14 protein-coding genes and 2 pseudogenes are annotated in these 16645 nt (G+C 60.1%); 8 read left to right on the top strand and 8 right to left on the bottom strand.

Annotation, left to right across the window (positions count from 1 at the left end; all coding sequences use genetic code 11):
• Window positions 1–27: 27 nt before the first annotated feature.
• From NQV17_RS29915 to NQV17_RS29895, 5 genes are all read right to left on the bottom strand, one after another.
• Window positions 28–1506 (bottom strand): aldehyde dehydrogenase, encoded by a 1479-nt coding sequence (locus tag NQV17_RS29915; RefSeq protein ID WP_257775044.1) that lies wholly within the window; start codon window positions 1504–1506, stop codon window positions 28–30.
• 73 nt (window positions 1507–1579) lie between these two features.
• Window positions 1580–3187, bottom strand: coding sequence for a GMC family oxidoreductase (locus NQV17_RS29910; protein ID WP_257775043.1), 1608 nt, complete (start codon window positions 3185–3187; stop codon window positions 1580–1582).
• A gap of 157 nt (window positions 3188–3344) precedes the next feature.
• On the bottom strand, window positions 3345–5018 hold the full coding sequence (locus NQV17_RS29905) for a dihydroxy-acid dehydratase (RefSeq protein ID WP_257775042.1): 1674 nt from the start codon (window positions 5016–5018) through the stop codon (window positions 3345–3347).
• Window positions 5019–5055: 37 nt separating this feature from the next.
• On the bottom strand, window positions 5056–6432 hold the full coding sequence (locus NQV17_RS29900; RefSeq protein ID WP_257775041.1) for an FAD-dependent oxidoreductase: 1377 nt from the start codon (window positions 6430–6432) through the stop codon (window positions 5056–5058).
• A 119-nt stretch (window positions 6433–6551) separates the two neighbouring features.
• Complete coding sequence (locus NQV17_RS29895) at window positions 6552–7571, bottom strand: LacI family DNA-binding transcriptional regulator (protein ID WP_257775040.1); 1020 nt, start codon at window positions 7569–7571, stop codon at window positions 6552–6554.
• A gap of 201 nt (window positions 7572–7772) precedes the next feature.
• Here NQV17_RS29895 and NQV17_RS38155 point away from each other — a divergent pair.
• The 4 genes and pseudogenes from NQV17_RS38155 (at window position 7773) to NQV17_RS29875 (ending at window position 11611) form a co-directional block, all read left to right on the top strand.
• Window positions 7773–8561, top strand: a pseudogene (locus tag NQV17_RS38155) (IS5 family transposase).
• Between the two features lie 104 nt (window positions 8562–8665).
• Window positions 8666–8884, top strand: coding sequence for a hypothetical protein (locus NQV17_RS29885; protein WP_257775038.1), 219 nt, complete (start codon window positions 8666–8668; stop codon window positions 8882–8884).
• Between the two features lie 91 nt (window positions 8885–8975).
• Window positions 8976–9236 (top strand): hypothetical protein, encoded by a 261-nt coding sequence (locus NQV17_RS29880; RefSeq protein WP_257775037.1) that lies wholly within the window; start codon window positions 8976–8978, stop codon window positions 9234–9236.
• A 605-nt stretch (window positions 9237–9841) separates the two neighbouring features.
• Window positions 9842–11611 (top strand): bifunctional diguanylate cyclase/phosphodiesterase, encoded by a 1770-nt coding sequence (locus NQV17_RS29875; RefSeq protein ID WP_257775036.1) that lies wholly within the window; start codon window positions 9842–9844, stop codon window positions 11609–11611.
• Between the two features lie 1200 nt (window positions 11612–12811).
• On the opposite strand, the gene NQV17_RS29870 is transcribed toward NQV17_RS29875, so the two are convergent.
• Window positions 12812–13795: an AraC family transcriptional regulator gene (locus NQV17_RS29870; RefSeq protein WP_257775035.1), complete on the bottom strand. Its 984-nt coding sequence runs from the start codon at window positions 13793–13795 to the stop codon at window positions 12812–12814.
• A 141-nt stretch (window positions 13796–13936) separates the two neighbouring features.
• Between NQV17_RS29870 and NQV17_RS29865 the strand changes: the two genes are divergently transcribed.
• The 4 genes from NQV17_RS29865 to NQV17_RS29850 all read left to right on the top strand — a co-directional run bounded on the left by NQV17_RS29865 (window position 13937) and on the right by NQV17_RS29850 (window position 16178).
• Complete coding sequence (locus tag NQV17_RS29865) at window positions 13937–14461, top strand: DUF4142 domain-containing protein (protein ID WP_257775034.1); 525 nt, start codon at window positions 13937–13939, stop codon at window positions 14459–14461.
• A gap of 26 nt (window positions 14462–14487) precedes the next feature.
• On the top strand, window positions 14488–14820 hold the full coding sequence (locus NQV17_RS29860) for a cupredoxin family copper-binding protein (RefSeq protein ID WP_257775033.1): 333 nt from the start codon (window positions 14488–14490) through the stop codon (window positions 14818–14820).
• Window positions 14821–14907: 87 nt separating this feature from the next.
• Entirely contained in the window at window positions 14908–15288 is a 381-nt protein-coding gene (locus NQV17_RS29855; RefSeq protein ID WP_308237279.1) for a copper resistance protein CopC, read from the top strand.
• A gap of 2 nt (window positions 15289–15290) precedes the next feature.
• Window positions 15291–16178: a copper resistance D family protein gene (locus NQV17_RS29850; protein WP_257775032.1), complete on the top strand. Its 888-nt coding sequence runs from the start codon at window positions 15291–15293 to the stop codon at window positions 16176–16178.
• A gap of 77 nt (window positions 16179–16255) precedes the next feature.
• Here NQV17_RS29850 and merB read toward each other — a convergent pair.
• A pseudogene (merB, locus tag NQV17_RS38150) lies at window positions 16256–16387 on the bottom strand (organomercurial lyase); the annotation flags it as partial.
• 30 nt (window positions 16388–16417) lie between these two features.
• Window positions 16418–16624, bottom strand: coding sequence for a hypothetical protein (locus NQV17_RS29845; RefSeq protein WP_257775031.1), 207 nt, complete (start codon window positions 16622–16624; stop codon window positions 16418–16420).
• Window positions 16625–16645 lie beyond the last annotated feature (21 nt).

The following is a 16645-nucleotide window of genomic DNA, read 5'->3' as shown; positions in this document are numbered from 1 at the left end:
GAGGAGCCGGCAGGCACCGGCTCGGGTTCAACCGTGAAAGAGGCGCACGCTCTTCAACTGGGTGTCGTCGAGCATGGCCTGCAGCCCGCGTTCCTTGCCGATTCCTGACTGCTTGTAGCCGCCGAAAGGCGCCTCGACGACCGCCTTGACTCCGTAGTTGATGCAGACTGTTCCGGCCTGGGTCGCGCGGGCAGTCCGGATCGCCCGCGCGGAGTCGCGCGTGAAGACGCAGGCCGCCAGTCCATAGGGTGAGTCATTGGCGAGGCGCAAGCCTTGCTCTTCCGTGCGAAAGCACAAAACCGTTTGGACTGGGCCGAAAATTTCCTCGCGCGATACGCGCATCTCGTTGGACGCCTGGAGGAAGAGAGCAGGCGGGGCGTAGTAGCCGTCCTTCAGATCGGCGCGGGTTGCGATGTCCTGACAGGTGGTAAAGCGCGCACCTTCTTCGAGTCCAACCTCGCGATACCCTTGGATGCGCTCCAGTTGCGCGGCGTTGATGACCGGCCCCATCTCCGTTTCGTCGTTGCCGGGATCGCCGATGCGGACGGCCGAGAGCGCCTGCGTCAGACCGTCGACAAATGCATCGGCGACGCCCTCGTGCACGATCAACCGCGTGCATGCCGCGCAAACCTGTCCCGAGTTGCGGATGGAATCGACTTTCGCTACCTCGATGGCGGCCGGCAGGTCAGCGTCGTCGAATACGACGAGCGGCGACTTCCCGCCCAGTTCGAGCGTGACCCTCTTCAGGCCGGCCGCCGCGGCGGCATAGATGCGTTTTCCCGTGTCCGTGCCACCGGTGAACGAAATTTTGTCGATGCCCGGATGGTGTATCAATGCGTTACCTGTCGTGCCGTCGCCGAACACGATGTTGACGACGCCCGCTGGAAGCCCCGCATCTGCCACCGCCCGTCCGAGTTCGAGCGCCGATAGCGGCGTGACCTCGGAGGGCTTGAGCACAACGGTATTGCCGGCCGCGATGGCCGGCGCGATTTTCAGCAGTGCCAGCGTCAACGGGTAGTTCCACGGCACGATCAGTGCACAGACGCCGAGAGGCTCACGTAACGTGAAGTTGAGCACGTCACGTTCGGCGACCTGCAGTGTCTCACCTGTAAGACCGTGCAAGACGCTCGCGTAATAGTCGACCGTATAAGGCAAATCACGCATGGCCGCGCGGGAAACGCCGATCGGCTTGCCGACGTCGAGCGTTTCTAGCCAGGCGAGCCGCTCCGCTCGACGTTCTAGTTCGCTCGCGAGTCGTCGCATGTATTCATGGCGCTCGCGACCCGTCGTGCGGCCCCAGACGACCTGGAAGGCGTGCCTTGCAGCAGCGACGGCGGCGTCCACTTCCGCGTCGGTCGCCGCGGCGAAACGGGCCAGCGGCGTACCGTTTGCGGGGTTCAGTGTGACGTGGGCCTTTTCGCCTCGCGGTGCGGGGAAATCGCCGTTGATGAAATGGCCGTACGTGCCGGCCGCCTTAAGTTCCTGCTCGAGAGTCAGGCGGTTCATGGTTTGTTCCTTGACGGTAGTGACGGGCGCAAAGTCGGTGGGTGGCGCTCGCGATGAGCGTCCGCGTCGAGCATCACCGCGATTTCGCGAGAATCAGATCGGCCGCTTTCTCTCCGATCATGATGGCGGCGGCATTGGTGTTGCCCGACACGATGATCGGCATGATTGAAGCGTCGGCGACCCGGAGACCATCAATGCCGCGCACACGCAACTGCGGATCGACGGGCGCCGTGGCATCGCTTCCCATCCGGCAACTACCGACCGGGTGATATACCGAAAACGCCTTCTCTCGAATAAACGCGAGGATGTCGTCGTCCGTGCGGCAGTCCCGGCCAGGCGAGTACTCGTCCGTGATCAGCCGCTGCGTGGGTGCGCCGGCCATCACCGACCGCCCCAGCTTGACCGCCGCGATCATCGTCGCGACGTCGGCCGGGTGGTTCAGGTAGTTCGGCTGGATCGACGGCGGCATGAGCGGACTGCGCGATACGGCGTGTACGCTACCGCGCGCCTCGGGGCGCAGCTTGCAAACGGTGAGCGTGAAAGCCGAGAACGAATGCAGTGATGGGTCGGCACGGTCGCTGCTGTACGGATACAAGTGAAACTGGATGTCCGGACGAAGGAACGACGGGTCGGTGCGAGCAAAGCCGCCCGCGATACCTGCGAGCCACGTCAGCGGGCCGCGACGGTGTGTGATGTAACGCAGTACCATCCCGACTTTGCGACGCCAGCTGACCAAGTCGTCGTTGACCGTGATCTTGTCGCGGGTCTCGTAGATCAAGCGCGCCTGCAGATGATCTTGCAGGTTTTCGCCAACGTCGGGTGCCGCGTGAACGAGCGGCACGCCGAGGCGCGAGAGCACTTCCGGATGGCCGACACCCGATAGCTCAAGCAGTTGCGGCGTCTGCAGAGCTCCGGCGCTCAGGATGATTTCGCACCGAGCACGCGCGATATGAAGAGAGCCATCGTGACGCTGGTATTCGATACCGGTCGCGCGCTTGTCCGCAAACAGTACGCGTTGCACGTGCGCATGGGTACGCACGACCAGATTGCCACGCTGCATCGCCGGACGCAGGAAGCCAACGGCAGTGCTGCAGCGCAGCCCGTCACGTGCCGTCGCCTGGAAATAGCCGACGCCTTCCTGACCGTCTCCGTTGAAGTCGTTGTTGTAGGGAATTCCGTGCGCTATGGCCGATGCGATGAATGCGTCGGCGATCGGGTGCTTGTCATCGGGGAAGTCGCTGACGGCCAGTGGACCGCCGGTTCCGTGCCATGGGTCGGCGCCACGCTCCTGGTCTTCGGAGCGAATAAAGTAGGGCAAAACGTCGTGGTAACCCCATCCGTCGCAGCCCAGACTTTTCCAGTCATCGTAGTCCTCGCGCTGGCCGCGGACGTATAGCAGGCCATTGAGAGAACTCGAACCTCCGAGCACGCGTCCGCGTGGCTGCTTCACGCGTCGCCCGTTCAATTCCGGCACCGGCTCGGTTTCGAACATCCAGTTCAGCTTGGGATTGAACATCGTTTTGCCATAGCCGAGCGGCACGTGAATCCATATGTTGCGATCTTTGCCTCCCGCCTCGAGCAGCAGCACGCGGTACCGGCCGTCGGCGCTCAATCGGTTTGCGAGGACGCAGCCGGCGGACCCAGCGCCGACGATGATGTAGTCGAACTGTTCAGTCTGCATGGGCGTTTCCGTCCGTGGCACGGTGCGAGGCGCCGGCGTTGCCGAAGGAACCGCGGAAGGACGACTGCGCTGCTTGTTCGGCGTTGGCTGTCGCTCTCATCTGAAAATGCTGCATCGGAAGCGTCTCCTTACGTTTATTTGAGTATGCGATGTAGGCTCATTCTTTCGGAACAAGCGAGCCACCTTCCGAAAGCGGATGGACGAGATGCTGATAGATGCGCAGCCAGCCGCGAGGCGCCGACGGTTTTGCCGGGGCGGCCGCGGCGACGCGCTCGGCCAGTTCGTCGGTCGGAACATTCAGTTCGACCGAGCGGTTCTTCACGTCAATCGTGACGAAGTCGCCATTCTTCACGAAGGCGATCGGGCCGCCGTCGGCGGCTTCTGGCATCACTTGTCCGATCGTGAAGCCGTGATTCAATCCCGACAACTGGCCGTCGGTTATGACGGCGATGTCTGCGCCGAGCTGGGCGCCGTTAACTGCCGCAACAAACCACGATGCCGAGGCTACGCCTGGGCCACCCCGTGCGCCGAGCCCCCGCAACACGACCACTTCCCCCCTGCGGATCTGATTGGCATCGAGAGCATCGAGCGCGGCTTCCTGACTTTCGAACACCCGGCACGGTCCGCTGAAGCGGTCCGCCTTCCCACCGATTCCGAGCTTCATGATTGAGCCTTCGGGTGCGAGCGATCCTGTCAGAATCACGACGGAAGGCCCATTGGCCATCGGATGCTCGATGCTCCCGATCACGTCCGGACGGCGTACCCGATGCGGTCCAAGATTCTCCGCGAGGGATTTTCCGGTGACGGTCAATACGTTCGTATCGAGCATTCCGGCAAGCTGGGCCATGACAGCGGCTGAGCCTCCCGCCGCGTCGAGATCTTCGATGCGGTCCGGCCCGTTCGGCTTGATCGCACATAGCAACGGGACAGCGCCGTCTAGTTCGCGCACAAGCTGGTATACGTTGACGTTGACTTCGCCTTCGGCGGCCACGCCCTGCAAATGACGCAGCATGTTGATCGAGCCGCTGACCGCAAGGCCCACTGTGATGGCGTTGCGAAAGGCAGCAGGCGTCATGATGTCCCGCGGGCGGAGATTTTCCTCGATCATCGCGACGATCCTGCGCCCGGACCGTGCAGCCAGATCCATCATCGCAGGGCTGCCGGCCGCGACCGGGGCGCTGCCCGGCAACGTCATGCCGATCGCTTCGACCATGATGTGCATCGTATTTGCCGTGCCCATGCCGGCACATACGCCGGGACTCTTGATCGCTACGTCGCACATGCGCTTGACCTGGGCGAATGTTTTGTGGCCCATCGCGAGCTCGCCCGCGGATTCAAACACGTCTTCGATATCGACTTTTTCTCCATCTAATCGTCCGCTGCCCTGATAGCCGCCAATCACAAGGATCGTCGGAATATCGAGCCGCGCCGCGGCCATCAGATGTGCGGGAGCGGTCTTGTCGCAACTGCTCAGGCACACCATACCGTCGAGCTGTGCGCCTTCGACCGACGCCTCGATGTCGTTGACGACGAGGTCGCGCGACGGCATCAGATAGCGACCGCTACGGCCCGCACCAGTAACGAAGTCGCTGGGCGCGGTGGTCTTGATCTCGAATGGCAGGCCGCCCGCGTCGCGGATCGCCTGCTTGACGACCTTGGCGACCTCGTCGAGATGGCTATAGCAAATCGACAGCTCGGACGACGTGTTGATGACGGCGATCTTCGGCTTTTCCATATCGGCATCGGAAATGCCGAGTGCTCGCCACTGCGCGCGTCGGATAGCCCAGCGTGTGGTGCCGGGAGCGAAATTTGAACGGTAAGGTGTTGGCATCGGTGTGGTGGGTTGCGGAGCGAGGTAAGAACGATAATCAGGCTGGCTGAGTAAAGCGGTCTTCGCCGAGGAACGCTCCCCGGCGAAGCAAATCGGCGCGCACGCTGGCAAATTCAACGTCGCGCATCGAGGTTCCTCCGGACGCCGCGTGAGCGGCAACTACACCGGCGGCTTCGCCCATAGCGAAACACACGCCGGCGACCCGCATCGACGCGTGCGCGTCGTGCGAGGCTGACGCACAGCGACCCGCCACCAGCAGGCCCTCGAGGGCCTCGGGCAACATGATGCGAAGCGGGATCTGGTAGTAGGTGTCCGGAGCAAGAAAAACCCAGCGCGTGCCGCGCCCCGCGCCATGATCTTCCACCGGCCAAGCGCTGCAGGCGATGGCATCAGGGAAGCGGCCCTCATGCAGTACATCGTCGAGAGTGAGCCGGTAGTCGCCCGTCACTCGACGGCTTTCACGCACCCCGATCGACGCGCCGATGTCGGCGATGAAGGATTTTTCGTAGCCGGGCACGAACGCGCGAAAAGCGCGCAGATAGGTGCGCAACTGCCGCCGTCCTTCGACTTCTGCGGCGCTGATCTCGCGAGTATCCAGGGAATTTGGCGGAACGCCGTCGCGCAGGATGCGCGTAATGTTCAGATGCATCGCTTGCGGCTGGTTGCTGAACGCTCCGCCAGCGGTGCGAGGCAAGCTCAAGCCGCTAGCCACTGCTCGCTCGAGACAGGCGTGCAGTTCGGCACGCGAGATCTGTCTGGCGCGATCGAGATCGACGCCGCCGAGGCGGAACATCGTCGTGGGCGCCTGACCACGGACAACGTCGTGTTCGAAGTCAGCGCCGGCGAGCGCCGCGACCGTCCCATCACCGGTGCAGTCGATGATCGACGCTGCCTTGCAGGCCCACCTGCCGTCAACACCTTCGAATATCACACCCGTCACCCGTGCGCCCTCCTTGACAGCCGCTACCGCGCTGCAATGGAATGCGAGCTCGGCGCCCGATTCGGCTATCAAGTCGTCCGCAACTAGCTTGAAGGCGCTCGGATCATATGGAAGCGATGCGGTTTCCAGCCAGCGCATCGGCCCGCTGGTGCCGCCATATGCCTGCAGGCGTTCGACGATTTCAGCGCCGATACCGCGGACAATCGGCGTCAGGCGCTGTGGTGATACCGTGTACAGCCCGCAGATGCTGCCGAGCGTCACCATCGTCAGCGCTCCGCCGAGATAGCCGTTGCGCTCGGCGAGCAGGACGGACGCTCCGGCGCGAGCGGCCGCCGTGGCGGCGGCGATGCCGGCCGGTCCGCCGCCGACCACCAATACGTCCGGGCGATAACGAACGGGGATACTGCGAGCAGGTTCAGACAGAAAATCATGTGGCGGTTGTCGGCGCCGATCTTGATCAAGTTTCTCATTCATGATTAGGATGCCAAATTAAAAATTAAGACGATTTCTATTGAAACAGATACGCTCCACATCGCGGATCGTGTCCGCGCTCTCCTACCGCGTGATGGCTTCCTCGGTGCGGCCGATGTTTGTCATGAAGAGGTTGAGGCTCGCACGATCAGTTCGTTGGGGAGGCTTCGACGACGCGGGACGCCTTCGTGTCCGGCCATGCGGTCCAGCAGGAATCTGATGGTCTGGTCCGCCATCGCTCCGAGTGGCTGGCGTACAGTGGTCAGATTGAACGATTCCCACGAGGCCTGTTCGATGTCGTCGTAGCCAACAACCCACAAATCGCCGGGAATCGACAGACCGAGCGAACGGGCCGCGTCCATCGCGCCGATCGCCAGGATGTCGTTGACGCAGAACACGGCGTCCAGCCGTTGCCGTGCCCGTCCAAGCAGTTCCTTCGCCGCAGCAAAACCTTGCTGGTAGGAGAAGGTCTTGACGTCGATGCAGTGCGTGGGCGGCAGGGTAGCGCCCATGCTGTCGAGCCGCAGCCTAAAACCGCTCTGTCGCTCGCGAATCGTCGACGCCGCGGCAGGGCCGCCCATCAGGCCGATACGCTGTCGCCCGGCTTCGACGAAATGGTGCGCGACGAGCGCGCCGCCTTCGCAGTTGTCGCTCGTGACCTGATCGCAGGGCCAGCGTTCCACCGATCTGTTGATAAGCACCACTGGAGCGTTCAGCTGCAGGGTTTCGTACAGACGCGAACTTGCATCGGTCGCCGTCGTCATGATGACGCCGTCGACAAGGCTTTCGTACATCGCGTCTATCGCAATGCGTTCATCGAGTTCATCTGTACTCCACATGACCATGCGCAGCGAGTGCGAGGTCAGGTGTTGCCCGATCGCTTCCAGCATTTCCGGATACAAGGGGTTTGTCAACCGGGAGACCACGACGCCGACGTTGCCGGTTCGGCTGGTGCGCATGGCGCGGGCATTGCCATTGGGCCGATATTTGAGTTCGCGGGCCGCTGCGAGTACTCGGCTGCGCGCCTCGGGATTTACGCGATCATTACCTGTGAGCACGCGTGAAACCGTCGGCTGCGAAACGCCGGCGCGACGGGCGATATCGTGGCTCGTGACGGTTCGCTTCGGGCCGTGTGGTTTCACTATCACCTCGTGACATAGCGGAGATCAGTGAGACCAGTATATTGTGAATACGTATTCACGCAAGGGGCGGTCGCAGCGGGTTATAAAATGTCTGCGCGCAATACGAAGCATATACGGAATTCGCAACGAATCCGCCGCAGCTTGACTTCGAGCCGCGAACGCAACCGGACACGGCGCGCGGTCGCTTGTATCGTGCTGCGCATGGCAAGAACAAAAATCCGCAACGTGTTGTGGACGGCTCTCGGACCGTTGATTCCAGGATTTGAGCATTCGCCCGGGAAGGTCGATGTCGGTCCGTTGACGGCTGTGCTGCGTTGAACGGTATTATGAATGCGCTGCAAACGTGTGTTTCTTGGGAGGATTTGCCTCAAGAGCTCGGCTACAGAAGTGGCGCGTACAGTTGCGCGATTGGCAGGCGGAGGGCGTGTGGGAGAAGTTGCAACTGGCCAGCCTGCGCTGCCTGCCCGAACATGACCAAATCGATCGGAAGCGCGCAAGCATCGACGGTGCGAGTGCGCGTAGCCCCCGGGGCCCCAGGAAACTGGCCCGAACCTTATCGACCGAGGTAAGCTGGGCCGCTAGCGTCACGTTATCGTCGATGCGCAAGGTGCTCCGTCGGCGATTACCATGAAAGAAGCAAATCGTGATGATTCGACGGCTTTCGATTCGACAGTGAATGCCATTCCGGCCGTGCTGACCCTCGGAGGGCGACCACGCAAGTGTCCGGACAAACTGCACGGTGGCAAGGATTACGACTGCCGTCGATGCCGAAATGATTCGCGCCGACGCGACATCATGGCACAAATCGCCTGAAAAGGCATCGACAGCGAATACCGACTCGGGCTTTACGGATGGGTGGTGGAGCGCACGCAGTCGTGGTTTGCCGGATTTGCCAAGCCGTGAGTCCCTTTCGAGTGGCGGCTCGATATTCATTTCCTGCTATTCAAGCTCGACGCCGCCGTCATTTGCTCCCGCTTCGCGGAAGACTAGTGTTGCCGGCTCTTATCACGAAACCGCCGGATTTTATTGAGGTGGATCCGACGCCCCTCTTCGAAGCGCACTGACGGGCTTCGCCGGATGTCCGGAGGTTCATCATGGAAATCGACATGCTCGGTATTGATCTCACGAAACAGGTGTTTCAGCTACATAGTGCCGATCGTGGCGATCGAACTGCCCATCGGGTGAAGGTCTCGCGCCGCGCGCTGCTCGAATTCGTTCGTACGCTCAAGCCGTCAATGGTGATCATGGAGGCGCGCCGCGGCGCCACCAACGGGCCCGGCGGCGCCAGGCGCCGGGCATCGAAGGTGGGGTGATAAGCGCATTACGTCGTACCGTTCGTCAAGATGAACAAGAACGACCGCGCCGATGTCGAGGCGATCGTCGAGGCCGCGAGCCGATCCAACCATGCGCTTCATGACCGCCAAACCGATCAAGCTGTTGGGTATCGAACCGGAGCACCGTATACGCGTCATCCTGCTACGCGAGAGCAGCACGTTGATGAACCAGATTCTCCGGTTGCTCCGCGAGCTCAGACTCGCGATCTCCCGGTCGCCGCACGCTTTCGAAACCGCGATGCCCGATGCGCGGGAGCGGCGACGAGCCGACTTCGCTCTGCTGAAAGCTACATCGATCAGCGCGAGTGCCTTTCTCGGCCTGCCCGGATGACACGCCGTTACGTACAAACGAAATCGCAATTGATCGAAGACCCCATCATGATCGAAAACGACCGCGTGATCGAGACACTCGAACTAGACACGCCGGGATGGGGCAAGTGCTTCTACGTTTGAGGCGTTACGCAGTAACGTGTCGAAAATCGTGATCAAAGGAAGAAAAGATCGGCTCATCGTGACCGCATCTCCTACAATTTGAACCGCGTAACACCGGCCCCTTCACAACGGTCACGTTGCGGTGGAATAGGCCGTTGCGTTCACCGGAATACGCACGACTCCATTGACACTGTCGGCCGATGAACCTGTCATGCAGTGGTCACCAACTGACTTAGCTCCGCGAACAGTGCAACGGAGCCACGAACTGAGTAGAAGAGCATATGCGCAACGAATGAACCATCCACTCGATGCGCGGTGCCCAAGATAACGACATCGTGTCGGCAGGCGATACGTGGTGCACCGGCTAAATCACCTATGATCCCTGGATTTGGCGGGCGTGCCTGATCTTGCGGTTGGACGAAAATTATCGCGACTTGCCACACGCCAGTCATTGCTGACCGGCCTTTCTTTGTCATCGAAGAGCGATGACCGAAGCCTAATCCAATGAGCGAGGAAATGTCCCGAGCTAATCTGGCCAACGCTTGGTCCCCAAGTGACAATACGAGCGGCGAACCGCGTTCGTCCGACGCGCAGGCGTGTGCGTTGCGTTTCGAACAGGCGGCGTTCCAGGCTGCGCATCCGATGTTTCTCTGTGACGCCGACGGGATGCTGAGATGGGTCAATCGTGCGTTCGAAGCGCTGACCGGTTATCCGGCTGCAATGCATGTCGATCGCTCGAAGATCCAGGAGCTACTTGTCTCGACGGGCGGTGTGTCCTGTAATGCGCACGTCGTGCAATTGAATCGCAGTCGTTGGTTCGTAAGCGGGCGGTTGGACGCATTACGTCTCGTGCAGGTCGACATATCGCAGCTTAATGGTGCGCCTCCGCCGGGGGCCGCCGCGACCGCGGGTGAAGAGCACACCTTCCACGCACACTCAATGGTCGAATACGTCGGTATCCTGGTCGAATGCGGGCACGAGCAGATCTCGGACTACCAACGGTGGTACGCGTCGAATTTCGCGGATTCGATGCAGTTACCGAACCGCAGACTGTTCGCCGATCGGCTCGACCTACGCATTGCGCATGCGCATGCTGTTCGTGAACGTTTCAGCGTCTTGATGTTCGCGCTGTCCGGGCTTGAAACGATCCGCAATGTATTTGGGCAGCCTGGCGTCGAAATGATCGTGAAGGTGATCGGCGAACGATTGCGGTCGCGCATCCCGCGCGCGCACGCACTCACAAGTATCGGCGAGTGGAAACTCGCGCTGCTTAGTGATGAGGCATCGGAGAAATTGATTGACATGGTCGTTTCGCATGCATGCGAGCCGGTTGAGTTCTCCGGTGCGCGTCTTCGCGTAGCCGTTCACGGGGGTATCGTAACGTATCCCGACGACGGTGAGGATGTCGGCACACTGATGCGCCGTGCGGAGGTCGCGCTGTCGTCTGCGCGCGACGCGGAGGCGAACGGTGTCGTACATTTCTCCTGTGCGCTCGACGTGCGTGCGGCGCGGCGATTCGAGCTCGAGTCGATGCTCGCCTACGCGCTCGAGCGACGGCAGTGCTGGCTGACGTACCAGCCCCAAGTGACGGTAGAGACCGGGCACGTCGCGCAAATCGAGGCGCTGATACGCTGGAAACATCCGTCTCACGGCGAGATCAGTCCAGACGAGTTCATCCCGATTGCGGAGCAGTGTGGAATGATCGACAAGATCGGTGAATGGGTGATCCACACCGCGTGCCAGGAATTCTGCGAGCTACGTCGCGTCGTCCCGCATTTGATACGCGTGTGCGTGAATGTATCGCCGCAGCAGTTCAAGCGTGGCAATCTCCTCGAGATCATCCAGGCCGCGCTTCGTCGCAGCGGACTCGCACCTCAGTGCCTCGAGATCGAGATCACCGAAGGGGTGCTGTTCACCGACACGCAACGCGCGCTGCAAACGATTCGTGCGATCCGTGAACTTGGCGTCGAGGTCGCGGTCGACGATTTCGGAACTGGGTATTCGAGCCTGTCCTACCTGACCCGCTTCCCGATCAACCGGGTCAAGATCGATCGTTCGTTCATCGCGGGGCTACCTGACGACGCGGGAAGTTCGGAACTCGTTAGCGCAATCATCGTAATGGCACATGCACTAAAAATGCGCGTGACGGCCGAGGGCGTCGAAACGGTCGAGCAGGCCGACCGGTTGCGCAAACTTGGATGCGATGAAGCACAGGGCTTCTGGTACTCGCAACCGCATACGATCGGGACACTCAGGACCATTCTGACAAACTGACCGATGGGCCGTGCAGATGTGCGTCCCGCTTGAAGACGCTACGACGGACGTATCGGCTTGGCCCTCGATGCCATCGGCTACACGATACTGTGCGGGCGACGAATCATTATCGATTCCATCGTAGACGGTCGGGTGCCGGTAGCGAGAGCGTCGACCAGTATCTATAGCTAACGAACATTTCAAAAAGCTTCATTCGCGTTGTTGGATGCGCATTCATCCGGCGGATCGCGATATACGATGGGTAATCGGAAGGCGTGAAGCTAGTCGACAAGGTGACTCGGTTGGCGACGGATTGATGAAGGTAACTGTTTTGGCTACGGCTTAGCAATCATCCAAGTGGCAGTGCTAGCGAAGACGCCAATAAACACGCACGCAACATACCTCATGGCCCGGAGGGGTTCCAGGTACTTCCATTCAGCGTGATCTCTCGCCTTCTTCGGCTGAAATGCGAGGTGAAAATAGTCACCACCATGAGAGGCACAGGCTCAAAAATGCCGTGAACACGCTGTATGACGGGTAGGAAAATACATTAGCGCTGAGATGATAAAAACGACAGTCAGTAATGACCCATTGTTCTTCCGAGGCGCATCATAATGTGTAGCGATAGTCTGCTTGACGAGAGGAGGAGCTTGCTCGGTTGCAATTTATGGCATAAGAGCTCGCTTCCGCGTTGCCTGCCGCATGTGTTGGGTTGCATTCGCGCGGAACGACACCGTGTGATCGTGACGCGAATGCGACGTACGCCCAGATGGATCCGCCAGCTATTCAGTACCGTGCTGGGCAGTACTTCCCATTCGTATCGGAGAAGACTATTTGTTGGTGCAGAAGTCTGAAAGGGGTAATGCTGGGCGGTTGACGCGAACGGTGCTCTCGCAAAGGAGAACGTAACCAGCACCTTCCGGTGATATCACCCCTTTTCAGTAGATCCGATAGTCGCGCGTGTTATGCAGCCCAACGCTGTCGAGACGCGATTACCATACCGTGCAAATACATGACCCCAGCTGTGCATTGCTCAGCGCAGAGAAACGTCACGGTCGTGAGAGAGGATCCGCCCTGCAGTCGAGGACAATCCGCGTCATCACATCAAGCGAAGCAAAAACCGCCCGTATGGTACTCAAGTACTTAATTGTTCGTCGAAGCGAGTGACCTCAGCGTCAAGGATGAATGTCCCGACTCGTCGAGGCGATTTGCGATCCACCGTCAAATGTCATTCGCCCGGCGCCTCGCGACGCTCAGGCCATTTTCCGACTTTGACCGGCTCCGGAAGGCCGTTGGATCGACTCCGTGTAGTTTGTGGAAAGCCTGAGAGAAGTTGCTCCGGCTCGAGAACCCAACTGACCGGGCCACTTCGGAAACCGGCATGGTTGTGGTGGCCAGTAACTCGCCCGCCTTGCGAAGCCGCACGACCTTCAGCATGGCCATCGGTGGTTGCCCAAAAGCTCTTTCGAACCGGGCGGCAAACGCCGATCGACTCATCCCGGCGATGTCAGCCAGTCTCTGTACTGACAAGGGCGATGCAGGACGTTCGAAAATCACCTCAAGCGCACGAGCAAGCTGTTGATCGGCGACGCCGGCCGTCCAGGGTAGTTCGGCGTCTCCACTGTCGATCTGGCGCCGAAGCACCATGACCAGGCACTGCTTGAGTAGCGCCTCCACCAGGGCCCTTGAACCGAGTCCGGGACGAGCGCATTCTGCCAACAGCATGACGAACTGGTCCCGCAAACCTGACGGTCCATCAAATCGTGTGACCAACGGGCGACGCAGTGTTCTGAACGGATCTGCACCGGTGCCGGCATCAAAATTCAATTCGCCGCATGCCGTTTCGATTCCCTCGATGCCTTCGCCAACCCTGACTGTCGGGACTGTCTCGCGCGAAGACCAGGCACTGAGCCGTGCGCGGTCCACCCTCTGTGACGGCGACGAATTGGCGCTTTCGATTCGGTAGGCGACGCCAGGTGGTAACAGCACGAAGCTGTGTGATCTCAGCAAAATTCGCTCCCCGTCTTGCACCTGCAACGTGCCACATCCTCCCATGCAATAGTGAAGACTGGCCGTTGTGCACGCGTCAAAACGCACACTCCAGCCATCTCGTATGTCGCAGAGCGTGAAGTTGGCCACGCCGATGTCAAGCGCGGCCAGAAAACGATCGAGTACCTGATGACTTGCAAGGGGATGTTTAACCATTGGACGAATTGGAACCAAGTCGAGACCACATGGAACCTGACCGTAGCTACCATGGTCACTCGGGCCATCGATTCTTGGAGGATTCCATGTTCGATCGGGCCGTGAATTCCTTTAGCCATATTAAACTAGGATGACTGCAAAATGTTCAACATCAAGACTTCACTGCTGGCCGCCGTCACTCTGATGTCGGTCACTGGTTTCGCTCATGCCCAAACTGGGCTGAATGACCTCGAGGTCGCGCACGCCGCGTACACGGCGGATGTCATCGATATCGATTATGCGAAGATCGCCCTCGCAAAGACGAAGAACCCCGAGGTTCACCGCTTCGCCGAACTGATGATCCGCGACCACACCGCGGTGAACGACGGGGCATCCGCGCTGCTCACCAAGCTGAAGGTTCAACCCCAGGATAATGCGTTCAGCCAGGCCTTGATCGCGGGCGCCAAGGCGAAGAAAGCTGAACTGAACGCCCTCGACGGCGCGGCGTTCGACCGCGCCTACGCTGCGAACGAACTGTCTTACCACCATACGGTAAACAAGATCGTCGGCGAAACCTGGATTCCGACCGTCCAGAATCCGGACCTCAAGGCTTTCCTGAGTCAGGCGCTCGTCACGTTCCGCGTTCACGAAGAGCATGCGGGTCACATGGTCAGCGCGTTGAAGTAGATCACGTTCGGCACCGGAGAGATGAAATGCTGAGCAGACGCCAATTCATGCTGGCACTGGCGGTTGGGGCGTGCGCCCCACCGCTTCGTGCCCGAACCGCCGCACCGTCGATCCATCGGATTGAGATCAAGAGCTTTGCCTTTGAGCCATCACGCGTTGAAGTGCGCGTTGGCGACGTCGTCGAATGGGTCAACCGGGATCTAGCTCCGCATACGGCGACAGCGGACAACGATAGCTGGAACACCGGCTTGCTGAAGGGCGAGGCAGCAAGTCGCCTTGTAATGACCAAGCCGGGCGAGCATGCTTATCATTGCACGTACCATCCGCAAATGAGAGGCGTAGTTGCCGTCGTGAGCTAAGCGTTCGCCAACGGGCTGGTACGGCATTTGTTGTGTACCTGGAGGGCAGTTACGTCGCGCGATTTACGATGTAAGACGAAGGCAATCATGACTAAATTTAGTATCCCAAAGCTGTTGCCGGCGACATATCTTGGAGTTTTAGGCGTCGCCATTGCCTTTCCAGGAGTGACAAATGCTCATGTGTTTCCTATACAGGAGGAACCGGGCGCCGGCGCGACAGTCCGATCTCCGACGCAAGTGAGCATCAGATTCGCCGGTCCGTTGGAGCCCGCGTTCAGCTCGGTTCTCGTAACGAACGCCGCGGGAAAGCAGGTGAATGCGGCCAGTGCTAGCGTCGACCCGCGACACCCGGCTAACATTTTCGTACGCCTGCCGGAGCTTACGGCAGGCCGTTATAGGGTGCACTGGGTAGCTGTATCGGATGACGCGCACCGCACGCATGGCGACTATACATTCAACGTGATGTGAGCATGTGGCAAGCAATGAACGTCGTTGTCATCGCTCAAATTGTCGTCGCTGCCGCGGGGGACATCGCGTTCGCGTTTTCAGTCGGGGCGACGCTTCTTACGTCTGCAGGAGCGCAACGCCGGACTGTCGTCAGGACAGCGCTGCTCGCCTGGTTGGCAGCACAGTGGCTCGCTTTACCGCTTCAAGCGAGTTCAATGTCTGGTAGGCCGCTCACGGAGGTCGGGGCTGCGATTCCACTCTTGTTGACTCATTCGCATTATGGTCTGATGTGGGTCACCGGGTCGGCAGCTGGGGGGCTCGCTCTGATCGTCTCGCGGTGGATGATCGCAAGGAGGAAAGCCGACACAGCAATCTTGGTCACACTCGCCATCGCCGGCTTCGCCCACGCTGCAATGACTCATGCAGCCGACGCACGCGAGTTCTCGATTGCGGAAATCGTGCATACAGCACATCTGATGGCAACTGCCGGTTGGGCTGGTGTCGTCATCACTGCTGCGTGGCCGTTACGCCAAGCGTTTAGTTCCTCACCATCCGATGTGAGCCCACACACGGATCGGTTGTCGAAAGTCGCCACGCTCATGTTCCTGGTTGTAGTTGTGACCGGGGGTTATGACGCGCATCGCGGGCTCGGCAACTCGTTATCGTCGATGAGCACGAGTCTTTGGGGCATGTTGTTAGCTGTTAAGACATTGACAGTGATCTGCATAACCTTCATTGGGGCCATCAATCGCTTCGTCTACCTGCAGTCGATACGCGCAGGCCACCGTGGCAGCCTCGTTGCCTTCGTCCTGCTCCTGGAGGTTGAGGCCGTGCTGATGGTCATCGTTCTCACAACAGCAACAATCCTGGGGCATAGCGTTCCACCCGCTGACTCGGTGCCGCCGGTCTGAAAGACTAGAGAGTTTTCGATTCGCGCGCTCGAAAGGCCGTGTAGTGTCGGTAGGTCCACAGATCCCGACCACGTGGTCACGGCGCATCGTGAGGTCACGCGAGCCGATCGACCGATCAACGTCGGGAAGGACAAGGTATCGAAGGCGCACCACGTGTACAGGCGCCGACCATCGACTTGGAAGACACGGTCGGTTTCGAGCGACGTCAAGCCGTAACCAATGATGTCGCCGTCCTCGTCCTACGCGGTGTTGGCCGACTGTTCGAGTCCAACGATCACCGGCTCGATCGGCCAGCCCGGGGCTGAGGCGAGCGCCGCGGGAGAAACGGGTGCCCCGTTGCTGAGGTCACGCAGCGGTACACCAAAAAGATCTGAAAAGACTTCCGACTGGTTGACCATCGTTAGGCGATCGACGAGTTCGGCTATGTAGCGCGCATGGTTCATCATAGTCGCCTGAGGGTTATCCGG

It is taken from the genome of Burkholderia sp. SCN-KJ (assembly GCF_024656005.1).
Classification (GTDB): domain Bacteria; phylum Pseudomonadota; class Gammaproteobacteria; order Burkholderiales; family Burkholderiaceae; genus Burkholderia.
Note: the sequence above shows the minus strand (reverse complement) of the source record. Positions and strands in the feature narration are given on the sequence as shown.

What these genes read in the sequence shown, in the direction of transcription:
- NQV17_RS29900 (WP_257775041.1), bottom strand. Translation starts at nt 6,432, where the DNA reads ATGAATGAGAAACTTGATCAAGATCGGCGCCGACAACCGCCACATGAT.
- NQV17_RS29880 (WP_257775037.1), top strand. Translation starts at nt 8,976, where the DNA reads ATGCGCTTCATGACCGCCAAACCGATCAAGCTGTTGGGTATCGAACCG.
- NQV17_RS29845 (WP_257775031.1), bottom strand. Translation starts at nt 16,624, where the DNA reads ATGATGAACCATGCGCGCTACATAGCCGAACTCGTCGATCGCCTAACG.
- NQV17_RS29850 (WP_257775032.1), top strand. Translation starts at nt 15,291, where the DNA reads ATGTGGCAAGCAATGAACGTCGTTGTCATCGCTCAAATTGTCGTCGCT.
- NQV17_RS29885 (WP_257775038.1), top strand. Translation starts at nt 8,666, where the DNA reads ATGGAAATCGACATGCTCGGTATTGATCTCACGAAACAGGTGTTTCAG.
- NQV17_RS29860 (WP_257775033.1), top strand. Translation starts at nt 14,488, where the DNA reads ATGCTGAGCAGACGCCAATTCATGCTGGCACTGGCGGTTGGGGCGTGC.
- NQV17_RS29910 (WP_257775043.1), bottom strand. Translation starts at nt 3,187, where the DNA reads ATGCAGACTGAACAGTTCGACTACATCATCGTCGGCGCTGGGTCCGCC.
- NQV17_RS29875 (WP_257775036.1), top strand. Translation starts at nt 9,842, where the DNA reads ATGAGCGAGGAAATGTCCCGAGCTAATCTGGCCAACGCTTGGTCCCCA.
- NQV17_RS29865 (WP_257775034.1), top strand. Translation starts at nt 13,937, where the DNA reads ATGTTCAACATCAAGACTTCACTGCTGGCCGCCGTCACTCTGATGTCG.
- NQV17_RS29905 (WP_257775042.1), bottom strand. Translation starts at nt 5,018, where the DNA reads ATGCCAACACCTTACCGTTCAAATTTCGCTCCCGGCACCACACGCTGG.
- NQV17_RS29915 (WP_257775044.1), bottom strand. Translation starts at nt 1,506, where the DNA reads ATGAACCGCCTGACTCTCGAGCAGGAACTTAAGGCGGCCGGCACGTAC.
- NQV17_RS29870 (WP_257775035.1), bottom strand. Translation starts at nt 13,795, where the DNA reads ATGGTTAAACATCCCCTTGCAAGTCATCAGGTACTCGATCGTTTTCTG.
- NQV17_RS29855 (WP_308237279.1), top strand. Translation starts at nt 14,908, where the DNA reads ATGACTAAATTTAGTATCCCAAAGCTGTTGCCGGCGACATATCTTGGA.